The 25,944-nt window shown below is 32.0% G+C and carries 30 protein-coding genes; 9 read left to right on the plus strand and 21 right to left on the minus strand.

Annotated elements, in window-relative coordinates; all coding sequences use genetic code 11:
• Positions 1-38: 38 nt before the first annotated feature.
• Together LQ598_RS04330 and LQ598_RS04335 are read left to right on the plus strand one after the other, a co-directional pair.
• Positions 39-521, plus strand: a complete 483-nt coding sequence (locus LQ598_RS04330; RefSeq protein ID WP_016911323.1) for a hypothetical protein — start codon at positions 39-41, stop codon at positions 519-521.
• A 5-nt stretch (positions 522-526) separates the two neighbouring features.
• Positions 527-670 (plus strand): DUF2197 domain-containing protein, encoded by a 144-nt coding sequence (locus tag LQ598_RS04335; RefSeq protein ID WP_083840514.1) that lies wholly within the window; start codon positions 527-529, stop codon positions 668-670.
• 168 nt (positions 671-838) lie between these two features.
• Here LQ598_RS04335 and LQ598_RS04340 read toward each other — a convergent pair whose 3' ends face one another.
• Together LQ598_RS04340 and typA are read right to left on the minus strand one after the other, a co-directional pair.
• Positions 839-1,177, minus strand: a complete 339-nt coding sequence (locus tag LQ598_RS04340) for a YlaH-like family protein (protein ID WP_016911321.1) — start codon at positions 1,175-1,177, stop codon at positions 839-841.
• Positions 1,178-1,182: 5 nt separating this feature from the next.
• Positions 1,183-3,024, minus strand: coding sequence for a translational GTPase TypA (typA, locus tag LQ598_RS04345; protein WP_239745283.1), 1,842 nt, complete (start codon positions 3,022-3,024; stop codon positions 1,183-1,185).
• Between the two features lie 222 nt (positions 3,025-3,246).
• Here typA and LQ598_RS04350 point away from each other — a divergent pair, with 222 nt between their 5' ends.
• Positions 3,247-3,432 carry a DUF5325 family protein gene (locus tag LQ598_RS04350; protein WP_016911319.1) on the plus strand — a complete coding sequence of 62 codons (186 nt, stop codon included), beginning with the start codon at positions 3,247-3,249 and terminating at the stop codon, positions 3,430-3,432.
• Between the two features lie 71 nt (positions 3,433-3,503).
• On the opposite strand, the gene LQ598_RS04355 is transcribed toward LQ598_RS04350, so the two are convergent.
• Positions 3,504-4,328: an inositol monophosphatase family protein gene (locus LQ598_RS04355; RefSeq protein ID WP_239745284.1), complete on the minus strand. Its 825-nt coding sequence runs from the start codon at positions 4,326-4,328 to the stop codon at positions 3,504-3,506.
• A 104-nt stretch (positions 4,329-4,432) separates the two neighbouring features.
• Here LQ598_RS04355 and LQ598_RS04360 point away from each other — a divergent pair, with 104 nt between their 5' ends.
• Entirely contained in the window at positions 4,433-5,044 is a 612-nt protein-coding gene (locus tag LQ598_RS04360; protein ID WP_016911317.1) for a YktB family protein, read from the plus strand.
• A gap of 139 nt (positions 5,045-5,183) precedes the next feature.
• Here the strand turns inward: LQ598_RS04360 and LQ598_RS04365 are convergent, their stop codons facing one another.
• From LQ598_RS04365 to LQ598_RS04425, 13 genes are all read right to left on the minus strand, one after another.
• Positions 5,184-5,741 (minus strand): DUF4064 domain-containing protein, encoded by a 558-nt coding sequence (locus tag LQ598_RS04365; RefSeq protein WP_107556834.1) that lies wholly within the window; start codon positions 5,739-5,741, stop codon positions 5,184-5,186.
• Positions 5,742-5,801: 60 nt separating this feature from the next.
• Positions 5,802-6,812, minus strand: a complete 1,011-nt coding sequence (locus tag LQ598_RS04370; RefSeq protein WP_107556833.1) for a DUF4064 domain-containing protein — start codon at positions 6,810-6,812, stop codon at positions 5,802-5,804.
• Between the two features lie 79 nt (positions 6,813-6,891).
• On the minus strand, positions 6,892-7,965 hold the full coding sequence (locus tag LQ598_RS04375; protein ID WP_107556832.1) for an ABC transporter substrate-binding protein: 1,074 nt from the start codon (positions 7,963-7,965) through the stop codon (positions 6,892-6,894).
• Complete coding sequence (locus LQ598_RS04380; protein WP_103323343.1) at positions 7,962-8,774, minus strand: ABC transporter permease; 813 nt, start codon at positions 8,772-8,774, stop codon at positions 7,962-7,964. The genes LQ598_RS04375 and LQ598_RS04380 overlap by 4 nt, the downstream gene beginning before the upstream one ends.
• 1 nt (position 8,775) lies before the next feature.
• On the minus strand, positions 8,776-9,579 hold the full coding sequence (locus LQ598_RS04385) for an ABC transporter permease (RefSeq protein ID WP_016911312.1): 804 nt from the start codon (positions 9,577-9,579) through the stop codon (positions 8,776-8,778).
• On the minus strand, positions 9,572-10,669 hold the full coding sequence (locus tag LQ598_RS04390) for an ABC transporter ATP-binding protein (RefSeq protein ID WP_239745285.1): 1,098 nt from the start codon (positions 10,667-10,669) through the stop codon (positions 9,572-9,574). Before LQ598_RS04390 ends, LQ598_RS04385 begins: the two co-directional genes overlap by 8 nt.
• A gap of 10 nt (positions 10,670-10,679) precedes the next feature.
• On the minus strand, positions 10,680-11,222 hold the full coding sequence (locus LQ598_RS04395; RefSeq protein ID WP_016911310.1) for a helix-turn-helix domain-containing protein: 543 nt from the start codon (positions 11,220-11,222) through the stop codon (positions 10,680-10,682).
• 113 nt (positions 11,223-11,335) lie between these two features.
• The gene (locus LQ598_RS04400; RefSeq protein WP_016911309.1) at positions 11,336-11,608 is read right to left on the minus strand and encodes a UPF0223 family protein; all 273 of its coding nucleotides are present in this window, start codon (positions 11,606-11,608) and stop codon (positions 11,336-11,338) included.
• A gap of 66 nt (positions 11,609-11,674) precedes the next feature.
• A complete protein-coding gene (lpdA, locus tag LQ598_RS04405; RefSeq protein WP_016911308.1) occupies positions 11,675-13,081 on the minus strand; it encodes a dihydrolipoyl dehydrogenase in 1,407 nt (468 codons plus the stop codon).
• Positions 13,082-13,083: 2 nt separating this feature from the next.
• Positions 13,084-14,370: a dihydrolipoamide acetyltransferase family protein gene (locus LQ598_RS04410; protein ID WP_016911307.1), complete on the minus strand. Its 1,287-nt coding sequence runs from the start codon at positions 14,368-14,370 to the stop codon at positions 13,084-13,086.
• A 42-nt stretch (positions 14,371-14,412) separates the two neighbouring features.
• Entirely contained in the window at positions 14,413-15,390 is a 978-nt protein-coding gene (locus LQ598_RS04415) for an alpha-ketoacid dehydrogenase subunit beta (RefSeq protein ID WP_107556831.1), read from the minus strand.
• 3 nt (positions 15,391-15,393) lie between these two features.
• Positions 15,394-16,506, minus strand: coding sequence for a pyruvate dehydrogenase (acetyl-transferring) E1 component subunit alpha (gene pdhA, locus LQ598_RS04420; protein ID WP_016911305.1), 1,113 nt, complete (start codon positions 16,504-16,506; stop codon positions 15,394-15,396).
• A 163-nt stretch (positions 16,507-16,669) separates the two neighbouring features.
• A complete protein-coding gene (locus tag LQ598_RS04425) occupies positions 16,670-17,302 on the minus strand; it encodes a YkyA family protein (protein WP_016911304.1) in 633 nt (210 codons plus the stop codon).
• Between the two features lie 120 nt (positions 17,303-17,422).
• Between LQ598_RS04425 and def the strand changes: the two genes are divergently transcribed.
• On the plus strand, positions 17,423-17,977 hold the full coding sequence (def, locus tag LQ598_RS04430) for a peptide deformylase (protein ID WP_026023192.1): 555 nt from the start codon (positions 17,423-17,425) through the stop codon (positions 17,975-17,977).
• Positions 17,978-18,079: 102 nt separating this feature from the next.
• On the opposite strand, the gene LQ598_RS04435 is transcribed toward def, so the two are convergent.
• Positions 18,080-18,352 (minus strand): hypothetical protein, encoded by a 273-nt coding sequence (locus LQ598_RS04435; protein ID WP_016911302.1) that lies wholly within the window; start codon positions 18,350-18,352, stop codon positions 18,080-18,082.
• A gap of 12 nt (positions 18,353-18,364) precedes the next feature.
• Complete coding sequence (locus LQ598_RS04440) at positions 18,365-19,144, minus strand: Cof-type HAD-IIB family hydrolase (protein WP_016911301.1); 780 nt, start codon at positions 19,142-19,144, stop codon at positions 18,365-18,367.
• Positions 19,145-19,377: 233 nt separating this feature from the next.
• Between LQ598_RS04440 and LQ598_RS04445 the strand changes: the two genes are divergently transcribed.
• Together LQ598_RS04445 and rnjA are read left to right on the plus strand one after the other, a co-directional pair.
• Positions 19,378-19,590 (plus strand): DNA-dependent RNA polymerase subunit epsilon, encoded by a 213-nt coding sequence (locus LQ598_RS04445; RefSeq protein ID WP_016911300.1) that lies wholly within the window; start codon positions 19,378-19,380, stop codon positions 19,588-19,590.
• Entirely contained in the window at positions 19,591-21,264 is a 1,674-nt protein-coding gene (gene rnjA, locus LQ598_RS04450; protein ID WP_103323341.1) for a ribonuclease J1, read from the plus strand.
• Between the two features lie 62 nt (positions 21,265-21,326).
• Here rnjA and LQ598_RS04455 read toward each other — a convergent pair whose 3' ends face one another.
• The 3 genes from LQ598_RS04455 to LQ598_RS04465 are packed head-to-tail and all read right to left on the minus strand — an operon-like array spanning position 21,327 to position 24,379.
• Positions 21,327-21,989, minus strand: coding sequence for a potassium channel family protein (locus LQ598_RS04455; protein ID WP_016911298.1), 663 nt, complete (start codon positions 21,987-21,989; stop codon positions 21,327-21,329).
• A gap of 24 nt (positions 21,990-22,013) precedes the next feature.
• On the minus strand, positions 22,014-23,033 hold the full coding sequence (locus tag LQ598_RS04460) for a cytochrome d ubiquinol oxidase subunit II (RefSeq protein WP_016911297.1): 1,020 nt from the start codon (positions 23,031-23,033) through the stop codon (positions 22,014-22,016).
• Entirely contained in the window at positions 23,033-24,379 is a 1,347-nt protein-coding gene (locus LQ598_RS04465) for a cytochrome ubiquinol oxidase subunit I (protein ID WP_016911296.1), read from the minus strand. The genes LQ598_RS04460 and LQ598_RS04465 overlap by 1 nt, the downstream gene beginning before the upstream one ends.
• A gap of 185 nt (positions 24,380-24,564) precedes the next feature.
• Here LQ598_RS04465 and LQ598_RS04470 point away from each other — a divergent pair, with 185 nt between their 5' ends.
• Both LQ598_RS04470 and LQ598_RS04475 read left to right on the plus strand, forming a co-directional pair.
• The gene (locus LQ598_RS04470) at positions 24,565-24,798 is read left to right on the plus strand and encodes a glutaredoxin family protein (protein ID WP_016911295.1); all 234 of its coding nucleotides are present in this window, start codon (positions 24,565-24,567) and stop codon (positions 24,796-24,798) included.
• Positions 24,795-25,565: a metallophosphoesterase gene (locus LQ598_RS04475; RefSeq protein WP_107537296.1), complete on the plus strand. Its 771-nt coding sequence runs from the start codon at positions 24,795-24,797 to the stop codon at positions 25,563-25,565. The genes LQ598_RS04470 and LQ598_RS04475 overlap by 4 nt, the downstream gene beginning before the upstream one ends.
• Positions 25,566-25,944 lie beyond the last annotated feature (379 nt).

Consider the following 25,944-nt stretch of genomic DNA (forward strand, 5'->3'; position numbering starts at 1 on the left):
GTTAAAATTAAAATGTGAGATTGATAGGAGTGAAAAAAATGATACAAATTAAAGGGAATTCAAAATTTAATATTACTTTAGACGCAACAACATGGATCTTTGACGATCGTAAAGTGAAAATTGAAGATTTAGAACAAGGCATTTTCAATGGAGAAAGACCAATTGAATTTGAGAACAACGTAGCATGGAACCGCGCTATTTTAGAAGGCGCTACAATGCCTCCTACATTAAATAGTGAAACAACTTATAAAAAACGTTCGTTTTTACAAGAAAGTTTTGTAATCAATGCAATGCCTTTCATAAAAAATTCAGAGCCGAATGAAAATGCTACAAAAGTTGTTTTAAAAAATGACAAAGAATCTATAGATATTCCAATTGAACAATGGCCGTATTTATTTTTCCACTTTTCAAATGAAGGAAAAATGATATACAAAGATGGGAAAATTGATGCATTCACTTACGACCAAGAAAATGGTTACCAAAATAAATTCAGCTATGTAGCTGAAATCGAGGTTGTATAACCATGATTATGAAAGTAAAATGCGTTATCTGTGATTCAGTCGTCAACTTAGATTCTAAATCTAAAGAAGCAAAAAGACTAAGAAATCACCCTATTCGCACATTCATGTGTGATGATTGTAAAGCTAGATTAGATAAACCTAAAGATTAAAATAAATAAGTATATCACGCTACTGAGATACTCAGTATTCAAAGTGATATACTTATTTTTTTGTAACTATACTGTTTGTCTCTAATTATATATACAAAAAATGTCGACAAAGTCTAATAAAAGACTTTGTCGACATTCTGAAAGGCCACCCACAAGTGAGCTACCTTTTTACTGTTGTTTTTCGCCACTTCGTTCTTTATGAAGTCTGTAACGATATAGACCTAAAACAATTGCTGCTATTATTAAACTTTCTCCTACAGGTAAAAATACTGCAAGGAATGTTAATAATAGACAACCTAGAAACAGTAATATATAGATAATAATGTTCTGCCAAAACTTAAGCTTTCTTGCAAACCCTAGATTATAAACAATCGCACTTAATGCGAATATTGTTAATAACAAAAGCCACATACCAAGTTCTGGGTTCTCATCTACTCTAAATAACTTACCAAAAAATGAAAGCCTGTCTGTCGGATTAACACTTACATTTTTAGCAACTAAGAGCATCTATATCACTCCTCATCGGATATTTTGTTTCTCTTTTGATCTCTTTCTCTTTCAGATTTATCTAGAATTTTCTTTCTTAGACGAATAGATTCTGGAGTTACCTCTAATAATTCATCATCATTCAAGTATTCTAACGCTTCTTCAAGTGTTAAAATTCTTGGTTTTTTCATAGTAGTTGTTTGTTCTTTATTAGCTGAACGAATGTTGTTTGCAGCTTTAACTTTTGTAATGTTTACAGATAGATCATTCTCACGATTGTTTTCTCCAACGACCATACCTTCATATACTTCTGTACCAGGTTCCATGAAGTTGATACCTCTATCTTCAAGGTTCATAATCGCATAAGTACTTGCTACACCTTTATCGATTGATACTAGAACACCATTTCTTCTTCCACCAATACGTCCTTTAATTTTTGGACGATATGAATCGAATGTATGGTTAATAATTCCGTAACCACGAGTCATTGACATAAATTCAGTTGAGTAACCGATTAAACCACGTGCAGGAACCATAAATGTTAATTTAGTTTGTCCATTTTCGTTCGATTGCATATCTAACATTTCACCTTTACGAGATCCTAAAGATTCGATGATAGCACCAGTATATTCATCTGGCACGTCAATTTGTACACGTTCATAAGGCTCTGATTTAACACCGTCTACGTCTTTTACAATAACTTGAGGTTTAGAAACTTGTAGTTCAAAACCTTCACGTCTCATATTTTCAATTAAAATAGATAAATGCAGTTCTCCACGTCCAGCAACTACCCATGAATCAGGTGAATTAGTTGGTGTTACACGTAAAGATACATCTGTTTCTAATTGCATTTCTAGTCTTTCTTCAATTTTACGAGCAGTAACAAAAGTACCTTCTTTACCAGCAAATGGTGAATTATTTACTGAGAAAGTCATTTCTAATGTTGGTTCATCAATACGTAAAATAGGTAATGCTTCAACATTATTTTGAGGTGTTACTGTTTCACCAACGTTGATATCTTCCATACCACTTAATGCAATTAAATCACCAGCGTAAGCTTCTTCAATTTCAACACGGTTTAAACCGAAGTAACCGAATATTTTAGATACTCTGAAGTTTTTGACTGTACCATCAATTTTCACTAATGAAACTTGTTGTCCTACTTTTATTGTACCTCTAAATACACGACCAACACCGATACGTCCTACATAGTCATTATAATCTAATAATGCAACTTGAAATTGTAATGGCTCGTCTCTATTATCAACTGGGGCTGGAACATAATCTAAAATTGTTTCATAAAGACATTTCATGTTCTCATCTTGTTTGTCAGAATTCAAACTAGCTGTACCACTTAATGCTGAAGCGTATACAACTGGGAAATCAAGTTGTTCGTCATTAGCATCTAATTCAATAAATAAATCTAATACTTCATCTACAACTTGTTCTGGTCTTGCAGAAGGTTTATCTATTTTATTTACGACTACTACAGGTTTTAAATCTTGTTCTAGCGCTTTTTTAAGTACGAAACGCGTTTGTGGCATTGTACCTTCATAAGCATCTACAACTAAAACGACACCATCAACCATTTTCATAATACGCTCAACTTCTCCTCCGAAGTCAGCATGTCCAGGTGTATCTAATATATTGATACGGTGATCTTTATAATCTATAGCCGTATTCTTAGCTAAAATTGTAATTCCTCGTTCTTTTTCTATATCATTTGAATCCATCGCACGTTCTGCTACATGTTCATTTTCACGAAAAATACCTGATTGTTTTAACAATTCATCTACTAAAGTTGTTTTTCCGTGGTCAACGTGGGCTATAATTGCAATGTTACGTACATTCTCTCTTAAATTAGTCATGCAAGAAATTTTCCTCTCCGATTTAAAATTAATCGACTTTTTATTCGACTTATATTTATAACCAGATAATTATAACACAAATCATTAGAAAAATAACTATTATTGACCATATTTACTCAAATTTCCTTATTTTTTATATGAGTTGTTTAATATTAACTGGTTGATTTTTATTAAAATGTAACGCATAATAAAGTTATGAAAACGGTTAAAGGATGGATATAAATGAAAAAATCTAAAGCAATTTTTGTACTACTTGCTTTAATTGTAACATTTTTCCTTTTAGTGTTTAGCTTTGCATTAGCTGAAGGTTCTATATTATTTATGCTATTAGCAGTATTGCTAATCGTCGCGACTATGGGATTTGGTTTTACACTTAAAAAGAAATACCGTGAAAACGGCTGGCTATAATTTCAAACAACATAAAATTAAAAGATGCGATATGACTTCGCATCTTTTTTATTTTATCTATTTATATTCACTTATGACTTCCCTCGAAATCTTTCAGTATGAATTTGTTCTAATAGAGGTTTATGAGGTAAGAAATATTCATTTAGCAGCTCATTATGAATAGCCTTATTACCTATCAAAATAGAATTTGCTTCTAATATATTTAATTGCTCACCTAATTGATTCGTTACAACAGCTCCTACCTCTTCAACGATAATTAAACCACCTGAAAAATCCCATGGTTGTAATCTCATTGTTAAATAAGCGCTTGTAATACCTTTAGCGACATTTGCAAAATCTAACGCCGCTGATCCATATGCTCTTGTACTTCTAGAATTGTCTACAATAGGAACATATATACCTGAAAGCTTTTCTTTAGTTAACCATAATGGATTCGTGGAAATTAAACTTGTCTTTAATTCAGTATCTTTTAACGGTTTTAATGGTTCTTCATTTAGCCATGCCCCTTTACCAGCTAAAGCGTGATACATCTTATCATTCATAACGTCGTATACAAATCCAGCATACTTTTCACCATCTATATATATACCGATTGAAATCGCAAAATTCTCTTGTTGATGAACGAAATTCAATGTTCCATCTATTGGATCAACTATCCATAACACACCACTTGTATCTTGAATATCTTTACCATGCCCTTCTTCCCCTAAAATTCTGTGTTCAGGGTATGTAGACATAATTTGATTAAATAATTTTTCTTCTGTTTCTTTATCTATGTTCGTAACTAAATCGTTAGGATTTGATTTCGTTTCAATTTGAATTTCTTCATCAATCGAATCACGAATAACCTTACCGGCTTCAGCTATAATTTGATATGCAAATTTGTATATTTCCATGACAAGACCTCCTATGTTATTTTTATATTAGCATTGTTCTTTATATATTCAAAAAAAATTATGATAAAATATACATATGTACCACAGTTACAAGGAGGACAACTATGACTAAGTATACTTTTAAACAAAAGGATTTTAAAGTTTTTAGTGTTGAAGGTTTAGAAAACAGGATGCAAGCACTAGACGAACAAGTAAGACCTCAATTAAATGCTTTAGGCGAAAGATACAGCAATTATTTAACTGAACAAACAGGTGATACATTCTATTATCATGTTGCTAAACATGCTCGTAGAACCGTGAATCCACCAAAAGATACGTGGGTTGCGTTTGCTACTAATCAACGTGGTTACAAAATGTTACCACATTTTCAAATAGGTTTATTTGAGTCTCAATTATTCATTATGTTTGGTGTGATGCATGAAAATAAAAATAAAGGTCATATGGCAGACTTTTTAAATAAAAACATACATTTACTTGAAGCACTACCAAGTGACTATTCATTATGTTTTGACCATTATAATATTGATAAATCACCAATTGATTCATTGTCACAAGAAGATTTAAAACATCATATTAAAAGACTTAAAGATGTTAAAAAAGCTGAGTTTTTCGTAGCTAGAACACTCGATCCTAAATCAGAAGTATTAAATTCTGATAAATCGTTCACAGCATATTTAGACGATACATTTAATGAATTAATAAAATTCTATAGTTAATCATTACCTATTTTCCATAAGACAAAACAATCCTCCCAATCCAAATGTAAAATTTAGCGGATTGGGAGGATTTTGATTTGTGTCGTAAGATAATTTAGCACTAATCTATATAACTGTAATGTTCTTTAAAATAATTGATTTAATAAATGTATGGATCATCGTCTTTTTTCTTTTTATCTGTTTCTTCTATACGATTTTGTTGCTGTTCATTTGAATCAAATTCGTTTTCGTTTTGATTTTGATCATGCTTTAAATCATTTTGGAAGTTTACATCTTCAAATTGATTGTTTGTTTTATTTTTTCTCACAAATAACATTATACCTGCAATAATCAATAATAAGAATGATATAACGTTTAGTGTAAGGATTGAAATTAATCCTGCTACTACTGCTAATACACCTGATAAAATTCTTTGTTTTTTAACAAATACAATCGCAACAACTGTTAATAAGATGCTTATTATAAGTATCACTATTGCAAAATTCCCAAATGCTGAAAATCCGTTTAACATTTGATCTGCTGTAACTGAACTAGGTACATCTTGTGAACCTTGGATTTGCTCATTAAATGACTTTTCAAATTCTGATTTAAACTCAGGTGTTTTGGAAAAAGTTTTAATTATAAAAGCAAATACGATACCAATTAAAGAAAAAATAGCACCTAATATTAATAATGTATATTCAATAGTTCTTTTCATTGAAATCCTCCTAAAATTTGTCACTTCTAATTATCTCAATCTACTCTTTATTTTTCAACCTTATTTATCATTTTTTGCAACTTCTTGGTCAGAACTATTTTTTCCTTCAAAATATTTTTTCTGTTGTTGCATTCGTTTTTCGTAATTATTTCTTCTTTCTATTGTAGCATTTGGTTTTTCTTTTTTAACTTTCTTTTCTTTCTTTTGTTTCCCAAGATTTTCTTGATATTCATCTGATTGAGTCGTTTCATAATTATACGGATCTTGTTTCCTTTGACTTAAATCTTCTTGATGCTCTAAATCTTCTTGGTCAAGCTCGTTCTCATCATTGTATGATTCGTCAATTTGATCTTTTTGTTTTTTATGCTTTTGATGCTTTTTACGACGAGATAAAACTTCTTCGCTGTTAGAAGCGTCGTGATAAGTCTCTTCTTCAGTTTTTTGTTCTATAGGTTCTTCTTGTTTTGTATTTGATTGATTTGAACCTATTGTTTGATCATTGTATGGCTCTGGTTTTTCTTGATGCTTTCTTGCAGGTTGTAATGGTTGAGTTTGTCTAGGTTGTTGATTTACACTTTCACGATCACCTTGAAAATATTGTTGTTGCCCCATACCTTGGATAGGTAATATTTTGTCTTTTCTTACAAATAATAAAATACTTACTATAAAGAAAAAGAGTGGAACTAAAACAATAAATAATGGAATAGTAATAACTGCTAAAAGTAAAAATACAATACCTGAAAATATTCTCCATCTCATCAATACTAATCCTATAAAAGAAAAAATTAAAACAATTATCAAATAAATTATGAATAGCCATATTCCATTTTGAATATTGAGTGCAACTTCGCTCGCAGATAATAATTGACCATTAGCTGTGATATTAATATTTAAGCGATTAATCAAAGTTTCTAGTCTATTTAAATTGTCAGGATTATTTAATACGACAAGTGCAGCAAATAGAGACAATGCTGTAATACCTAACACTATTATCCAAGCTAGCCATCCAAAGAACTTCTCTGCGCCTCTACCAACTGGCTGTTTCACATGTTCTACATATGAATTCATCATATTTACCTCCTCTATAATGAATTGGTTTTAATTATAACAAAAAAAGGGCCTTGTTTCTCACAAAGACCCTTTATAAACATTAATTTAATGACATCTTAAATTTAAGAAATGCTTCATTATATTCTGAAATATTTTCTTTACCTAAATCTTGATAAACTTCAAGCTTGTTTCTAAGAGTTGAATCAGGATAAAATCGTTCATCTTCTCTAACACTTTTATCTAGAAGATCAAATGAAGATTTATTCGGTGTAGCATAACCAACCCATTCTGTATTTTGTTTACCATTTTGTTCGTCTAATAAGAAATCAATAAACTTATGTGCACCTTCCACGTTTTGAGCAGTTTTTGGAATAACGAGATTATCAAACCATAAGTTTGAACCTTCTTTCGGTACAACAAAGTCTAATTGGTCATTTTCAGTCATAATATCCGCGGCCATTCCACTCCATACAACTGCAACATCTGATTCATTTTGAACCATCATCGTATTAATTTCATCTCCTACAACACCTCTTACATTAGGAGATAGTTTAATTAATTTATTTTGAGCTTTTTCAAGTTTTTGTTCATCCGTTTCATTCAAGCTTTCATTCATACTATTTAAAGCAAATCCAATTCCTTCTCTTGCACCATCGACAATTAACACATCATCTTTTAATCGTTTATCCCATAGGCTATTCCAAGAATTGAAATTGATACCTTTCGTTTTTTCAGGATTATACAATATTCCGACAGTACCCCAAAAATAAGGAATTGAATATTTATTTCCAGGATCAAATGGTAAATTCATGAATGACTTATCCATATTTTTTAAGTTTGTTAATTTATTATGATCAATTGGAATCAATAACTTTTCTTTCTTCATTTTTTGTACAGTATATTCACTTGGTACTGCAACGTCGTATGATGTACCACCATTTTTAATTTTAGCCATCATGGCTTCATTTGAATCAAATGTTTCATATACGACTTTTATACCTGTTTCTTTTTCAAATTTCTTTGTCAGCTCAGGATCTATATATTCTCCCCAATTATATACGTATATAACATCTTTTTTTCCTTTAGAAGGTGGCGGATCAATCAATTTAGTTGATAGCATTAATAGTGATCCAGCGATCAACGAAATACCAACTAATTGCATTAATTGTTTCATCTTAAACTGCCCCCTCTTTTTTCAACTCTTCTTTGTTGACCACTTTTTATGAAATAATAACCTAAAATCAGTATCATAACTAAACCAAATAGCAATGTAGAAATCGCATTAATTTCCATCGTAATACCTTTTCTAGCCATTGAATAAACTTCGACTGATAATACACTAAATCCACTACCCGTAACGAAGAAACTTACTGTAAAGTCATCTAAAGAATATGTTAGCGCCATAAAGAAACCACCGATAGCGCCAGGAAGTATATGAGGAATAATCACTTTAATAAGTGTTTGCCATGAAGATGCACCTAAGTCTCTAGCTGCATCAATCATAGATGTATTCATATCATATAGTTTCGGTAACACTAATAGAACGACTATAGGCACACAAAAAGCAATATGTGAAATTAATACTGACCAAAATCCTAGTCCCATACCTGTGAAGTGTCCAATCACAGTAAATAATAATAAGAAGGAAGAACCGATGACTACATCAGAGCTAACCATTAATATATTGTTTAAAGTTAATAAGCCAACTTTCAATTTTTTATTTTTCAAATAGTAAATACCAATCGCGCCACAAATACCAATTACAGTTGATATACTAGCTGCTAATAACGCAATCGCTATCGTATTCACAATTATGACAAGTAAACGTTTATTTTGAAATACTGATATATAATGATCAAGCGTAAATCCTTTGAATTGTGTCATATTCCCCGCATCGTTAAAGGAATAATAAATTAAAAAGAATATTGGTAAGTATAGAAATATGAGTATAAATGTAAAATAGATTTTTCCAGTTATTTTCATACTATACCTCCTTATTCTCTGATTTAGATTTTGTCACAATGAGTATAAATGCCATTGCTAATATTAAAAACACTGCAATCGTTGAACCCATTCCATAATTTTGTGTCACTAAAAACTGCTCTTGTATAGCGGTACCTAAGTTAACCACTTTATTTCCTGCAATTAATCTCGTAATCATAAACAAAGATAATGCAGGTATAAATGTAATTTGTATACCTGTTTTGACGCCTTCTAAAGTTAATGGCACGATTACCCTTCTAAAAGTTGTTAAAGGGCTTGCACCTAAGTCTTTAGAAGCTTGTAGTAAATTCTCAGGTATTTCGTCCATCGAATTAAAGATGGGTAATAACATAAAAGGTATATAAATATATACAGAAACGATGATAAAGGCTGTACTTGTAAATAATAATTCAGTAGAAGGCACATTAAAGACGTTTAAAATTTTGTTTAATAATCCATCATGGCTTAAAATACCGATAAAGGCATACGTTTTTAACAATAAATTTATCCAAGTTGGTAATATGACAAGTAAAAGTAATATTTCTTTATACTTAGCGTTTCTCAATATGAGTGCTAAAGGATAACTAATGATTAAACAAAAGAACGTAATAATAAATGCATACCATGCTGAGCTTAAAGTCATTTCCAAATAACTACTTGTAAAAAAGTTCTTATAATTTTCAAAAGAAAAGTGTCCATGAATATCTAATAAAGAAGAATAAAAAATCATAGCTATAGGTACAATAATGAACAATACAATCCATATCATATAAGGTACAAGTAATATTGATTTTATTTTACGCATTGCCATCTTCCTCATAACTTTCAATTCGACGATCAAATTCTTCTTCAGTTTCACCAGGTAACATAATATGAATGGCTTCAGAGTCAAAATCTAATCCGACAGTTTCACCAATTGTTGCTTTTTTAGTCGATTGTATAATCCATTCATTACCTTGAACATCAAAACAACATATTTCATAATGAACACCTCTAAATAATTGAGAATCTACGACTGCAGAAATACGGCCTTCACTTTCTGATTTTATCGTAATATCTTCTGGACGTATGACAACATCAACTTTAGCATCTTTTTTAAAGCCTGCATCAACACATTCATATGAAATGCCATACATTTCGACTTCATAATCACGTTTCATAACACCGCTCACGATATTCGACTCTCCAATAAAATCTGCAACAAATCTATTTACAGGTTCATCATAAATATCAACGGGCGTACCACTTTGTTGAATTTTACCGTCCTTCATTACAAATATGTAGTCACTCATTGCTAAAGCTTCTTCTTGATCATGTGTAACAAATATAAACGTAATCCCTAACCTTTGTTGTAATTCACGCAATTCATACTGCATTTCAGTTCTTAATTTTAAGTCTAATGCTGATAGAGGTTCATCTAAAAGAATGATTTCTGGTTCGTTAGCTAACGCTCTTGCTATAGCAACTCTTTGCTTTTGACCACCACTCATTTCAGTAATATTACGCTGTTCATAACCTTCAAGCTTTACTAATTTTAAGGCTTCTTTTACTTTTTGCTGAATATCTTTTTTATTGAGTTTCTTTATCTTTAGTCCAAATGCTACATTATCGTACACATTCAAATGTGGAAATAAAGCATAATCTTGAAACACCGTGTTAACTTTTCTGTTATTAGCTGGTACTTTATTGATTATTTTATTGTTGAATAATATGTCACCATTAGATGGCGTTTCAAATCCTGCTATCAACTTTAAAATCGTTGTTTTTCCACATCCTGAAGGACCTAATAATGTGTAAAATTCACCTTCTTCAATTTCAAAACTGACATCATCTAATACTTGAGTATTATTAAATTTTTTTGAAATATTTTCAAACTTTATGATGGGCTGTTTCATGCCTTACCTCCTATAAATACGATTCTGTAGCAACTATTAATACTTCTGCATCTTTAGTTGATTCATTCAAGAACTGATGCTCTTCATGAGCTTTAAAATAAAAACATTCCCCACTTTTAGCGGTGTATGTCTGTTTTCCTATTTTCAATGTTATATAACCTTTTTTAACGTAAGCAAATGTCTCTGATGATGATGGACTAAATGATTTATATTTCGAATTACTTTTCAAAGTTATAATGACTGGTTCCATTTCAAATTCATTTGAATCAGGTACTAACCATTTAATCTTATATCCAAGATCAAATTCATCATATATCGTTTGTTCATCTAAAGGATAATGTATACGAGCTTGATATAATTTTTCATTAAAAAATTCGCTTGGCTCTACACCTAATACGTCTAATATATTCAGAAAAGTTTCCATAGAAGGAGAAGATAAATTTCTTTCCAGCTGTGAAATATAACCTTTTGACAAATCTGTACGTTCACCTAATTCTTCTTGAGTTAAATTTTTCTGATACCTTAAATTTTTAAGTTTTTCTCCTATATTCATAAATCCCCCAAAAAATGTGTTGTTTACTTTTACTAAACATTAAGTTTAGTACCTTTAATAAAATAACAGAAATTATTTTATAGTTCAACACTTTTTTGGGGGATATCAATATTTTATTTAATTGTAATGTTTGATTCTTCGTTATTTTCATTTAACGCTTTTACTGCTTTATAACCATCGTAACCACTTACTTCTTTAAATTCTTTATAAATATTATTTTCATCTGACTTTCCTGGAACAATTTTTTTGAAGTTTTTATATGCTCGTTTAAATTGTTCTTTGTCAGTACTACTTTCATATGCATCTTCAATATGATTGAAAAACTCTATCACTTGAAGTATTTCTTCTTGCGTCCAATCAACATCTATTGGATAACTATATTCCATTTTACCTTTCTCCTTTATAAAAAAAGAATCACTGAATGAACAGTGATTCTTTAGTATTGTCAATTATTACATTGTATGAATAGGTGTTCCAAGAGCTACTTCTGCAGCTTCCATAGAAATTTCACCTAATGTTGGGTGAGCATGAATAGTTAATGATACGTCTTCAGCAGTCATTCCTGTTTCAATTGCTAAACCTAATTCAGCAATAATATCTGAAGCGCCTGTACCAGCAACTTGTGCACCAACTAATAATCCATTTTCTTTTAATGTTACAAGTTTAACGAAACCAGCAGTTTCATTTAAAGCTAATGCACGGCCATTGGCAGCGAATGGGAATTTAGCAGCTTTCACTTCTAATCCTTCTTCTTTAGCACTTGCTTCTGAATGACCAACTGTTGCTAATTCTGGTTCTGTGAAACATACTGCAGGAATTGCTAAGTAATCTACAGCAGATTTTTCACCAGAGATAGCTTCAGCAGCTACTTTAGCTTCGTAACTTGCTTTATGAGCAAGTGGAGGTCCAGCAACGATATCACCGATTGCATAGATGTTTTCAATTGAAGAACGACTTTGTTCATCAACTTCAACTAATCCACGTTCTGATAATTTTAGACCTAATTCTTCTAGACCTAATTCGTCAGTATTTGGACGACGTCCTACAGTAACTAATACATAGTCAGCTTCGATTTCTTTTGTTTCTCCGCCAGCTTCGTAAGTAACTTTTACGCCATTATCAGTTTCTTCAGCAGATTTAGCCATTGCTTCAGTAACGATTTCTACACCTTTTGCTTTAAGACCTTTTTTAACGATTTGAGTCATTTGTTTCTCAAATCCACCTAAAATATCTTTTGCACCTTCAAGGATTGTTACTTCAGAACCAAAGTTAGCATAAGCAGTACCTAGTTCAGAACCGATATAACCGCCACCAACTACTACTAATTTTTTTGGTACGTCTTGAAGTGCTAAAGCACCAGTTGAATCGATCACACGTTTACCGAATTTGAAATTAGGAATTTCAATTGGACGTGAACCTGTAGCAATAATTGCATGTTTAAACGTATAAGTTTGAGAAGCTTTTTCAGTCATAACTTTTAAGTTATTTTCATCTACAAAATACGCTTCACCTTTAACTACATCAATTTTGTTACCTTTCATTAATCCAGCAACGCCGCCAGTTAATTTATTAACTACGCCATTTTTGAACTCTTGAACTTTTTCAAAATTTAATGCAACTTTCTCAGCAATAACACCCATGTCTTCTGAATGTTGTGCATTATGGAAACGGTGTGATGCTGATAATAAAGCTTTAGATGGAATACAACCAACGTTTAAACAAACGCCACCTAATTCACCTTTTTCAACGATTGTTACTTTTTGTCCTAATTGTGCTGCACGAATTGCTGCAACATATCCACCAGGACCTGCTCCAATTACAATAGTATCTGTTTCAATAGGAAAATCTCCAACTACCATTTTTACCCCTCCATTAATAATAATTCTGGATTATTTAATAATCTCTTAATATGGTTCATAGCATTTTGTCCAGTAGCACCATCAATTTGTCTATGGTCGAAACTTAATGATAATGATAACACAGGTGCTGCTATAATTTCTCCATCTTTAACGATAGGTTTTTGAGCAATACGACCAATACCTAAAATTGCAACTTCAGGATGGTTGATTACTGGAGTGAACCATTGTCCACCTGCTGAACCAATATTACTAATCGTACAAGTTGCGGCTTTCATTTCGTTAGCTTGTAATTTACCGTCACGTGCTTTAACAGCTAATTCGTTAATTTCATCTGAAATTTCGAACATTGATTTATGATCAGCATTTTTAACTACTGGTACTAATAAACCACGATCAGTATCTGCAGCTATACCTATATTATAGTAATGTTTATGAACAATTTCACCATTTTCTTCATCAAATTCAGTATTTAATGCTGGATATTTCTTAAGTGCTGATACTAATGCTTTAACAACGTATGGTAAGAATGTTAATTTAGTACCTTGCTCAGCAGCAACTTCTTTGAATTTTTTACGGTGATCCCATAATTCTTGAACATCAATTTCATCCATTAATGTTACGTGAGGAGCAGTTTGTTTAGAGTTAACCATTGCTTTAGCAATTGCTTTACGCATCGCTGGGATTTTCTCACGAGTTTCAGGATATTCTCCTTCTGGTACTTGTGGAGTTTGTACAGATTGAGTATCTTCACTTGAAGATTGAGCTTCTTCTGCAGCTGGTTGTTCTGATTTAGAACCGCCGTTTAAGTATGCTTCAACGTCTTCTTTCAAGACACGTCCATTTTTACCTGAACCTGAAACAGCTTTAATATTTACATCGTTATCACGAGCAAATTTACGAACTGAAGGCATAGCGATTACGCGTTTAGAATCATCAACATCTTCTGATTGAGTTTCAGCAGTTGCTTCTTCTTTAGATTCTTCTTTCGCTTCTTCTGCTGGTGCTTCTTCTTCATCGTCATCATGGCCTTTGAATTGTATACCTTCTGCATCTGGTGCATCAATTTTAACAATTGTATCACCAACAACAGAAACAGTTCCTTCTTCAACCATAACTTCTTCTACTTTACCTGAAACAGGTGATGGAATTTCAACGACTGATTTATCATTTTGAACTTCACATAATACATCGTCTTCTTGAATTTCGTCTCCTGCTTTAACAAACCATTTTACAATTTCACCTTCGTGGATACCTTCTCCGATATCTGGTAATTTAAATTCGAATGACACGATTTTTTCCTCCTAAATATTAAATCCGTATTTTAATGCGCATTAAAATTCTAATGTTTGTTTAGCTTGCGCTACGATATCTTTTTTGTTTGGTAACCAAACACCTTCAGCTTGTGTGAATGGATAAATAGTGTCAGCAGCAGCTACACGTGCAATAGGAGCTTCTAATGAAAGAACAGCTCTTTCAGAGATTTCTGCTACAACAGTTGAACCAACGCCAGCTTGTTTTTGAGCTTCTTGAACTACAATTACGCGGTTTGTTTTTTCAACTGATTTCACAATTGTTTCAACATCTAAAGGTTGAACAGTGATTAAGTCAATTACTTCAACTGAATAACCATCTTTTTCTAAGTCTTCTGCTGCTTTTAATGATTCTTGAACCATTGCACCATAAGTGATGATTGTTAAGTCAGTACCTTCACGTTTAACTTTAGCTTTACCGATTTCCACTTCATATTCCTCTTCAGGTACTTCTTCACGGAATGAACGGTATAATTTCATATGCTCTAAATATACAACTGGATCATTACTGCGGATTGCAGAAATTAATAATCCTTTAGCATCATATGGATTTGAAGGAATAACAACTTTCAAACCTGGAGATTGCGCCATTAAACCTTCTAAGTTATCAGCATGTAATTCTGGTGTATGAACACCACCACCGAATGGAGCACGGATTGTTACTGGAGCTGTTTTTGAGTTACCTGAACGGAAACGATGACGAGCTATTTGACCAGCAATTGAGTCCATAACTTCAAATACGAAACCAAAGAATTGGATTTCCATGACAGGACGGTAACCTTCAAGCGTTAAACCTAAAGCTAGACCACCAATACCTGATTCAGCTAGAGGTGTATCAAATACACGATCTTCACCGAATTCTTTTTGTAAACCTTCTGTTGCACGGAATACACCGCCGTTTACACCAACGTCTTCACCGAATAATAGAACGTCTTCGTCTCTTTTCAATTCGTTTTGAAGCGCATTGTTAATCGCTTGAATCATTGTCATTTGTGCCATGACTTATTTCGACTCCTTCTCTTTGTAAATTTCATATTGTTCAGCTAAATTATGAGGCATTTCTTCATACATATTTTCCATTAAGTCTGTAACTTTTTGTTTAGGTGTACCGTCTGCCTCTTTGATAGCTGTTTTAATTTCTTCTTTTGCTTTTTCCATAACTTCATTTTCTTTTTCTTCAGACCATAAGTTTTTAGCTTCAAGATATTTTCTGAAACGAACTAATGGATCTTTCTTTTCCCAATCTGAATCTTCATCAGATGTTCTATAACGAGTTGGGTCGTCACCAGCCATTGTATGTGGACCGTAACGATAAGTTAAAGTTTCAATTAGAGATGGGCCGTCACCATTTACAGCACGGTCACGAGCTTGTTTAGTCACTGCATATACAGCTAATGCATCCATGCCATCAACTAATACACCTGGAATACCAACTGCTACTGATTTTTGAGCTAATGTTTTAGCTGCAGTTTGTTTGTCACGTGGTGTTGAAATCGCATAGTTGTTGTTTTGAATTACGAAAATTGCAGGTGCTTTGTAAGCAGACGCAAAGTTAATACCTTCATAGAAGTCACCTTGTGAAGAACCACCATCACCAGTGTAAGTGATTGCTACATTTTTCTTACCACGTTTTTTAAGACCTAGTGCTACACCAGCAGTTTGAATAAACTGTGCACCGATAATAATTTGTGGACTTAAAGCATTAACACCTTCTGGGAATTGGTTACCAATAAAGTGTCCACGTGAGAATAAAAACGCTTTAGTTAATGGTAAACCATGCCAAATTAATTGAGGTACATCACGATAACCTGGAAGTACGTAATCTTCTTTTTCTAAAGCATAATGTGAAGCTAATTGTGAAGCTTCTTGACCTGCTGTTGGAGCATAGAAACCTAAACGACCTTGTCTATTTAATGAGATAGAACGTTGATCTAGAACACGAGTCCAAACCATTCTTTCCATTAATTCAACAAGTTCTTCATCTGATAAGTCTGGTAATAAGTCATTATTTACGACGTTTCCTTCTTCATCTAACACTTGAACCATTTCAAAATTAGACTCTATTTCATTTAAAGTCGCTACTGCATCGAATTGGGCTTTTTTTCTCGGAGCCATTCAATTCACCATACCTTTCCCTATATTAAATAATCATTTCTTAATTAGTTTAACATAAATCTGTTTTACTGTTAAATAAAAAATACTAACATTACAAAAAGCCCTGTACAAAAGGTTTTTTAAAAACTGTATTACAACATATTTGCATCTGTACTAATACAAATTATTCGTTTAAAATAGCTGAAACATCTTTCTTTTCTTGTTGTACTTTTTTAAGATTGTTTTGATATTCCGTTACTACTTTTTCGGTCTTTTTGTTTACTTCTGCTAATTTTTTAGAGCGATCGTTCGCGCCTTCTTGCGTTGCATTGTCATCAGATAGATAGCTAAATAATTTTTCTTCTGTATTCAGCACCTCTTTATAACCTTTGATTACTTTATCATGTACTTTATATTTCTCATCCAAAGCTTTCTTTAAATCAGCAGCTTCTTTTGATTGTTCTTCATCTTCTATTGCTTTGTAATCATTTTTAGAAGATTCGTATATTTTTTTAGATTTATCCATTGCTTCTTTTTCATCATTTATGATTTTTTCTCTATTTTTAATATCATTTGTAATCTCTTCAGCTTTAGATTTAAATTCTCCATCTTTAGCTTTATTGAGTTCTTCAATTTTCTTAACCTTTTCTTTTTCAGCTTTCGCCATTTTTTCGTTTAAATCAACAATTACTTTTTCTTCTTGGTTAGCTTTTTCTACCTTTTTATAAAAAGCCTCAAGTGATTCTTTAGATTGACCACATGCTGATAAAATGACTGTGGTTGCTAGTGTTAATGTTAAAAATTTCTTGCCAATCATTTATATTGCCTCCTTACATGTCTATAAACATGTTACTCTGTTTTTTTTATTTATACAATTAATAATAGATGTAAAAATGAATAGTTTTTGATATATTTTATATGAGGAAGGTGCATGAAAATGATAACAATGGAAAATATTATTCGTGACGGCCACGAAACACTTAGAAAAAAAGCCGCTGAAGTAGATTTACCAATTTCAAATGAAGAGAAAGAAACGTTAAATGATATGCTAGAATTCCTAAAAAATTCTCAAGATGAAGCATTAGCTAAAAAATATGGATTACGTTCAGGTGTTGGTCTTGCTGCGCCACAAATAAACGTTTCTAAACAAATGTTAGCAGTTTATATTCAAGATGATGGCAAAGGAAATTCAATAGAACTACAACTGATCAACCCTAAAATTGTTAGTCATAGTGTACAAAAAGCGTATTTAAACGGCGGTGAAGGATGTTTAAGCGTAGATGAATCCAAACCAGGATTAGTACATCGAAACTTTAAAGTAACAATACAAGCCTATGATATAAATGGAGATCTATTCAAAAAAAGATTCAAAGGATATCCAGCAATCGTATTGCAACATGAAATCGATCATTTAAATGGTGTAATGTTCTACGATTATATTAATCAAGAAGATCCATTCAAACCGTTAGAAGATGCAGTTGAAATAAACTAATAATCAAATATCAATATCGTCATATAAAAACACATCAATCCATTAAATTTTCTAATCGGATTGATGTGTTTATTTTTTTAGAGATTTCAAACAAAATACTCGTTACATAAATTCGTCTCTACGCTCTATAAAATGTATATTTTTTTCTTTTAATGCTTTTTGGACTGTTGTAAGTTCGTCTAAGCTTAACCATTCTGGATCTTTATTGTGTCTAATGTAATGTGGGTCTTGTTTAACATTATTGACCATTTCATCATAATTATAAATCATGACAACTTCATTTTTACGTATATTAAATTCAATGCCTTTAAATTGTTTGTCAGATCTTTCTTTTTCACCTTCAACGGTTCTAATAATACGTTCCACTTTATCCATATGTTTCACTTCCTATTCTTCTATCAATCCTAATTCTATACATGCGTTGTATATGCCATCTTCATCAACTGACGTTGTTTCATAATCACAAACTGTTTTTAAAGCGTCAACAGCATTCCCCATTGCCACTCCACAGCCTACTTCTGAAATCATTTCGATATCGTTAGGTCCGTCTCCAAATGCTATGACTTCACTTAATGAAAATCCTAATTTTTCACTTAATTCTTTTATTCCTTCTGCTTTTGATCGATCATTCGGTACAACGTCTCGACTTAGAAGGTGCCATCTGTAAAATTTTAATGAATTAAATTGATTATCGTATTTGTCATCTTCATCATCACCATGAAAAATAAGTGCTTGATAAACTGGATGATCAAGATAATATGTATTGTGATATTCAGGGTAATCCATTTTTAATGACCCTAAACTTTCTGATATGTCATTATGACTTTCGACATTTGCGTAAACAGTCGTTTCTCCGAAAAATACTAACGGATGATTATTTTCATGTGCTTTGTCTACTATATTACTTAATTCTTCTTTATTTAACGGATGTTTGCCAATAATTTCTCCGTTATAAACGACAATTTGTCCATTTAATGAAACAAATGTTTCTATTCCAGTTTCTTTAATAACTTCTTTAAACATGTAAGGCGCTCTTCCCGTTGCAATAGCGACTATATGCCCTTTTTCTTTTAATTTTGTTATGGCAGTAATTGTAGATTCGGGTATTTCTTTATTTTCATCATAGATTGTTCCATCTATGTCAAAAAATATTAATTTCTTATCCAACTTTGATCGCCTCCTTAAATCTATTTTAGTCCATATTCAATATATATGAAAGATTTAGTTAAAAAACTTTATTTATCTCTAATTATCATGTAAAATGAACTTATTAAAAAGGTATTTATATATATTCATATAACTACTTTTAAAAATGTACGGGAATCAAAATTCAACATTGACTCACCCTAGACTTAAAACTAGGGCTTTATTTATGTTAATTAACCTAGGAGGATTTATATATGTCAGTATTTAAAGTATTTTTTCAAGAAGATAAAAGTGAAGTAATTGTACGTGAAAGTACACAAACAAAGTATTTCGAAGGACAAACTGAAGAAGAAATTAGAAAATATTTAACAGACCGTAATTACAATATCGAATTTGTCCAAAAATTAGAGGGCGCTCATTTAGATTATGAAAAACAATCAGATCACTTCAAAGTGGAGAATATCTAGATGAAACCTCTACAAAAAAATGAAGTAGGCGTATACGCACTGGGTGGTCTCGGTGAAATTGGTAAAAACACGTACGCCCTCGAATATCAAGATGAAATCATCGTGATTGATGCGGGTATAAAATTCCCAGACGATGATCTTCTTGGTATCGATTACGTGATACCGGATTATACGTACTTAATTCAAAATAAACATAAAGTTAAAGCTTTATTTATTACACATGGACACGAAGACCATATTGGTGGCGTTCCATTTTTACTCAAACAAATGAACGTTCCAATTTATAGTGGTCCACTTGCTTTAGGACTTATTAGAAACAAGTTGGAAGAACACCATTTGTTAAAAACAGCTCAATTAAATGAAATAGACGAAGATTCTGTTTTTGAATTTAAACACTTCAAAATTTCTTTCTATTTAACGACGCATAGTATCCCAGAAGCTTATGGTATTATTGCAGACACACCAGAAGGTAAAATTGTTCATACAGGAGATTTCAAATTTGATTTCACACCTGTAGGTAAACCTGCTAATATCGCTAAAATGGCTCAACTTGGTGAAGAAGGCGTTCTTTGTTTATTATCAGACTCTACAAACTCAGAAATTCCTAATTTTACTTTAAGTGAAAAAGAAGTAGGACAAAATGTCGACGAAATTTTCCGTAAATGTTCTGGTAGAATTATTTTCGCAACATTTGCATCTAATATTTACAGAGTTCAGCAAGCTGTTGAAGCTGCTGTTAAATACAATCGTAAAATTGTTGTCTTCGGTCGTTCTATGGAGAATAACATTAAAATCGGTACCGAATTAGGATATATTAAAGTACCACCAGAAACATTTATTGAACCTAACAAAATTAATTCCGTTCCTAAACATGAAATTCTTATTTTATGTACAGGATCTCAAGGTGAACCTATGGCAGCATTATCTCGAATTGCCAATGGTACACATAGACAAATAAGTATTATCCCTGATGATACAGTTGTCTTCAGTTCGTCACCTATTCCAGGTAACACTAAGAGTGTTAATAGAACAATAAACTCTTTATATAAAGCCGGTGCTGATGTTGTTCACGGAAAATTATCCAACATTCATACATCAGGTCACGGTTCACAAGATGAACAAAAATTGATGTTACGTTTAATTAATCCGAAGTACTTTATGCCAATTCATGGTGAGTACAGAATGCTTAGAAAACATAGTGAAACAGCGATTAACTGTGGTGTAGAACCTGACAATATATTCGTTTATGAAATTGGCGATGTCCTAGCGCTTACGAAAGATTCAGCAAGATATGCTGGACGTATACCTTCTGGCAACGTATTTGTTGATGGTAGTGGTATAGGAGATATCGGCAACGTCGTTATTAAAGATCGTAAAGTGTTATCTGAAGAAGGTCTTGTAATCGTTGTTGTAAGTATTGATTTTAAAACGAAGCAATTACTTTCAGGTCCAGATATCATCTCTAGAGGATTTGTTTACATGAGAGAATCAGGACATTTAATTTACGATGCACAACGTTTAATCAAAAAATCAGTCATTGAAAAGTTAAATAATAACGAAAAAGTAGAATGGCATCATGTTAAATCTACAATTACTGAAGCATTACAACCATATTTATATGAAAAAACAGCTCGTAAACCAATGATTTTACCAATCATTATGAAAATTAAATAATAATAATAAAATGACCGACAACGTCTTCTGACATTGTCGGTCATTTTTCTATATTTCAAAGATTATTCATTTACGAGTTTTTTCTCAAATCTATTTAAATCATTATCATGACCTATTACAATCAATATATCATGATATTCTATTTTTTCATTTGGATCAGGGGCAACGATAATATCTTTACCTCTTTTTACTGCAATAATATTAATGCCATAATTCGCACGAACGTCTAGTTCTAATATCGAACTCCCAGCAAGTTTCTCCCCTGCTTTTATTTCAACGATAGAATATTCATCTGACAGTTCTAAATAGTCTAAAACTGAAGCACTAGCGACGTTATGGGCAATTCTACGACCCATATCTCTTTCTGGGTGTACAACTGTATCTGCACCAATTTTGTTTAATATTTTAGCGTGATAATCATTTTGAGCTTTAGCAGTAACTTTTTTAACACCTAGTTCCTTAAGTATTAATGTAGTCAGTGTACTTGCCTGTATGTTCTCTCCAATCGCTACAATCACATGATCAAAGTTTCGTATACCTAGACTCTTCATTACCGCTTCATCTGTTGTATCCGCAATAACTGCATGTGTGGCGATATCACTATATTCATTCACTCTTGCTTCATCAGCATCAATAGCCATGACATCCATATCTAAAGCGTTTAACTCTCTAACAATACTTCCACCAAAACGACCTAAACCTATTACTACATATTCCTTACCCATGATACGCCTCCATACTATAGATTGTTATTTCTTTTTGCCTTTAACGTAATCTGCATCAAAGATAAATAATCTTAATAATAATATTAGCGATGGTACGAGTAAAAGTAAACCTAAAATAAATACGATTACAAGCGATAAGGCCATTTGATCATTTACGACCGCTTTATCAATGTTGATAAATGGATCTAAAAGATATGGTAATTTACTCAAACCGTAACCGAAAAATGCGGTACCGAATTGTAGTAATATCATAATAAATGCTAACCCATGTGCTTTCTTAAAGTAAATGAGTGCAACTGCAATAATGAAAAATACGACACTTAAGCCAAATAACCACCAAAAGCTCCCAACTGCATTATTAAAGTGGTCTTCATTATGTTGTCTTAATGATAAGAACACAAATTGACAAATGATAATCATTGGAACAGCCCATATAAGGAACCATTGTCTCAATAAATGATACGCTTCAGTGTCTTTTGCTTTATTCGCATAATATGTCAAGAAACCTGAAGAAATATACAATACAGAGATAATTGCTAAAAATACAACTGACCAAGCATAAGGACTTAATAATAAATCAAGCCACTCTAAATGGACGCCCTTACTTGTTTCTGTAATATACCCACCTTCAGCAATCGTTAATATTGTTGAAAATGATGCAGGTATAAGTAATCCTGTTGCACCGTATAAGAATAACCATGATAATTTGCTATCTTGACCGTAGTTTTCAAATGCGTAAAAACTACCACGAATGGATAGAAGTATCAATGCAACACTTCCTGGTATTAATAGCGTTGATCCAAAGTAATAAGCTGAATCAGGAAAGAATCCAACTATACCTACAAAGAAGAATACAAAGAATACATTGGTAACTTCCCATACTGGGTTTAAATATCTTGAAATTAAATTGTTAATGATATGATCTTGTTTCGTTAATTTTGCATGAAAAGCAAAGAATCCAGCACCGAAATCTATTGCACCGATGATGATATAACTATACAAAAAGAGCCAAAGTACTGTAATACCTATATATTGATAATCCATTATACTTCACCCTTTCTGTCTATTATTTTATTCACATCATCAGTTGCTTTACTGTGACTGAACATTCTAATAAGGACATAACTTGATGAAATGCCTAATATTAAATAAAGAATTGCAAATGCTATAAACACAAGACTTAAACCGTCAGCATGAGTTGCTGCTTGTGCAACTTTTAAATAACCTCTTAAAATCCATGGTTGTCTACCCATTTCAGCTAAGAACCATCCAAACTCTATAGCAAACATTGCTAATGGACCAGTCAAAACAGCTAAATATAGTATTGGTTTACTAAATTGAGACCATTTTTTGAACCATTTTAAGGCAATGAATAATGCTGAAACGACAAAACAGTAAACACCAAAGAATACCATTAAGTCGAAGAAGTAATGAATGATAAGCGGTGGTGTCTCATCTTTTTTAAATTCATTTAAACCTTTAACTTCTGTATTAAAATTACTATCTGATAAGAAACTCAAAGCTCCTGGAATTTTAATAGCACCTTTAACTTCTTGTTTATCTTCATCTACTAAACCAAATAATACAAGGTCAGCTTTAGATTCACTTTCAAAATGCCATTCCATGGCTGCTAATTTTTCCGGTTGTTCTTGATGTAAGAATTTTGCAGATAAGTCACCTGCAAGCATCGCAAGTAAGCTCGCTATAAGCCCTACTGTCATTGTAAGTTTTAGCGCTTTTTTATGATATTCTTTATCATCAATAAATTTATTTTTAATTAAACGATAAGCTGCGATACTTGCTAAAATAAATGCTGCTGTCATGAAAGCAGTTGAAATGACATGAAATGCTCTCACACCAAATGATGCATTAAACATCGCTGCTATTGGATCGATATTCATTAATTTCCCATTAATAAAGTCAAAACCACTAGGCGTATTCATGAAAGAATTCACGGATGTAATGAAAAATGCTGAGAAAGTACCACCAATAATAACTGGTAAATTAATTAAAAAGTGTGTCCACTTCCCTTTAAATCTATCCCAAGTATACAAATAAATACTTAAGAAAATAGCCTCAAAGAAAAAGGCAAATGTTTCCATGAATAATGGTAGTGCAATGACTTGCCCACCCAATTGCATAAATGATGGCCACAATAATGATAATTGTAACCCTATAATCGTTCCTGTAACTACTCCGACCGCTACAGTAATCGTGTAACCTTTAGACCAACGTTTTGCCATTGCAATGTACATAGGATTATTTTTTTTAATTCCTATGAATTCAGCAATCGCAAACATTAAAGGAATTCCCACACCAATTGTTGCAAATATGATATGGAATCCCAAGGTCATCGCAGTCAGTAAACGACTTATAACTACTGCATCCATAATATTCCTCCATTCAACGTTTGTGATTTATATCACAATTTATTCTTATTATACAACATTTTAAACATTAGTAAAATGTTTAACATTTACAAAGTAATGACAAGTTCATGTCAGTATTTATACATAATCGTTGAACACTGTAAGAAATCATTATAATATGACTATATAAAGTCGAGGTGAAAGAAATGAATAAAGTTACTATTTATACTCAAGACCAATGCCCTCCTTGCCAATTTGTAAAACAATATTTCAAGGAAAAAGAAATTGATTACATTGAAAAAAATATAAAAAACAAACAGTTTAAAAGTGAATTAATAGATTTAGATAGCTTTTCAACACCTACTGTTCTGATTAATGATAAAGTTTTTTACCAAGTTGATATAGATTCTTTCAATAAAGAATTAGGTATAAACTCATGAGCATTCAATTCCCTAGTTCTAAAATAAAAATTGTAAAGCACGATCTACAAAGTAATCTTAAAAACAATTTGAAAGTTGTTCATATTTCAGATTTACATTTAGGTTATTATTCTGATTTAAAAGATTTACATCAACTCGTACTTCTCATTAATCAACAAGAAGCTGATATCGTTTGTTTTACAGGTGACTGTTTTGACAATATTAACGATGTTTCATTTGATCCTTATCTAGTTATACCTTTATTTAGAACTATTCAATCAAAATATGGAAAGTTTTTTGTTCCAGGTAATCATGATTATGGATCAAATGGCATTGATATCATACTGGACATCATGAATAAGTCTAGTTTCCAATCACTTTTAAATGATTATTTTAAAGTTAAGACACTAGACGGTAATATTTTAATTCATGGCATAGATGATATATGTTTCGGCCAACCTAATTTCAATAGTTCATTCCAAACACCAGATGAGCACGTCGATTATAGAATAGGACTAATGCATGAGCCAGACAAAGTTAAATTGTTAGATCCTTATATCAATTTAGTATTATCTGGTCATACACACGGTGGTCAAGTCCGTATACCCAAAATAGGTGCTATATATACGCCTACTTTTGGCAAAAATTATATACAAGGTTTATATCATATTAGAAATGAGCAATATCTCTTTGTAACTAAAGGAATAGGCATGACAAGATTACCTATTAGAATATTTTGTTCACCTGAAATAGCTGTCTTTAACTTGAAACCTAATCATACTCAGTAGATATCATTAACATTAAGTGAATATAGTTAAAATAAAAGATTTCTTCATTAGGTTATAGCCTAGTGAAGAAATCTTTTTATATAGAGGAATTTCAAGGTTTTGAAAGTGCATGCTTGCCTAGGGGTATGGTTCGAGCCTGTAGTCTCGCGCGGCATACTATTCCCCCGGGCGTCAGCACTTTACAAAATCGTGAGGAATATTATAAAAATTTATTGCTATTTATCATGTGAAGCCTGACTTGATAAATTCAACGGCTCTATTTATCATGTGGACCTAGACTTGATAAAATCAACGGCTCTATTTATCATGTGGACCTCGACTTGATAAATTCACGGGTAAATCGCACGAAGACTCATAAAATAAAGTAAAAAGAGCGCAA

Source organism: Mammaliicoccus sp. F-M27, assembly GCF_022387115.1.
GTDB lineage: Bacteria > Bacillota > Bacilli > Staphylococcales > Staphylococcaceae > Mammaliicoccus > Mammaliicoccus vitulinus.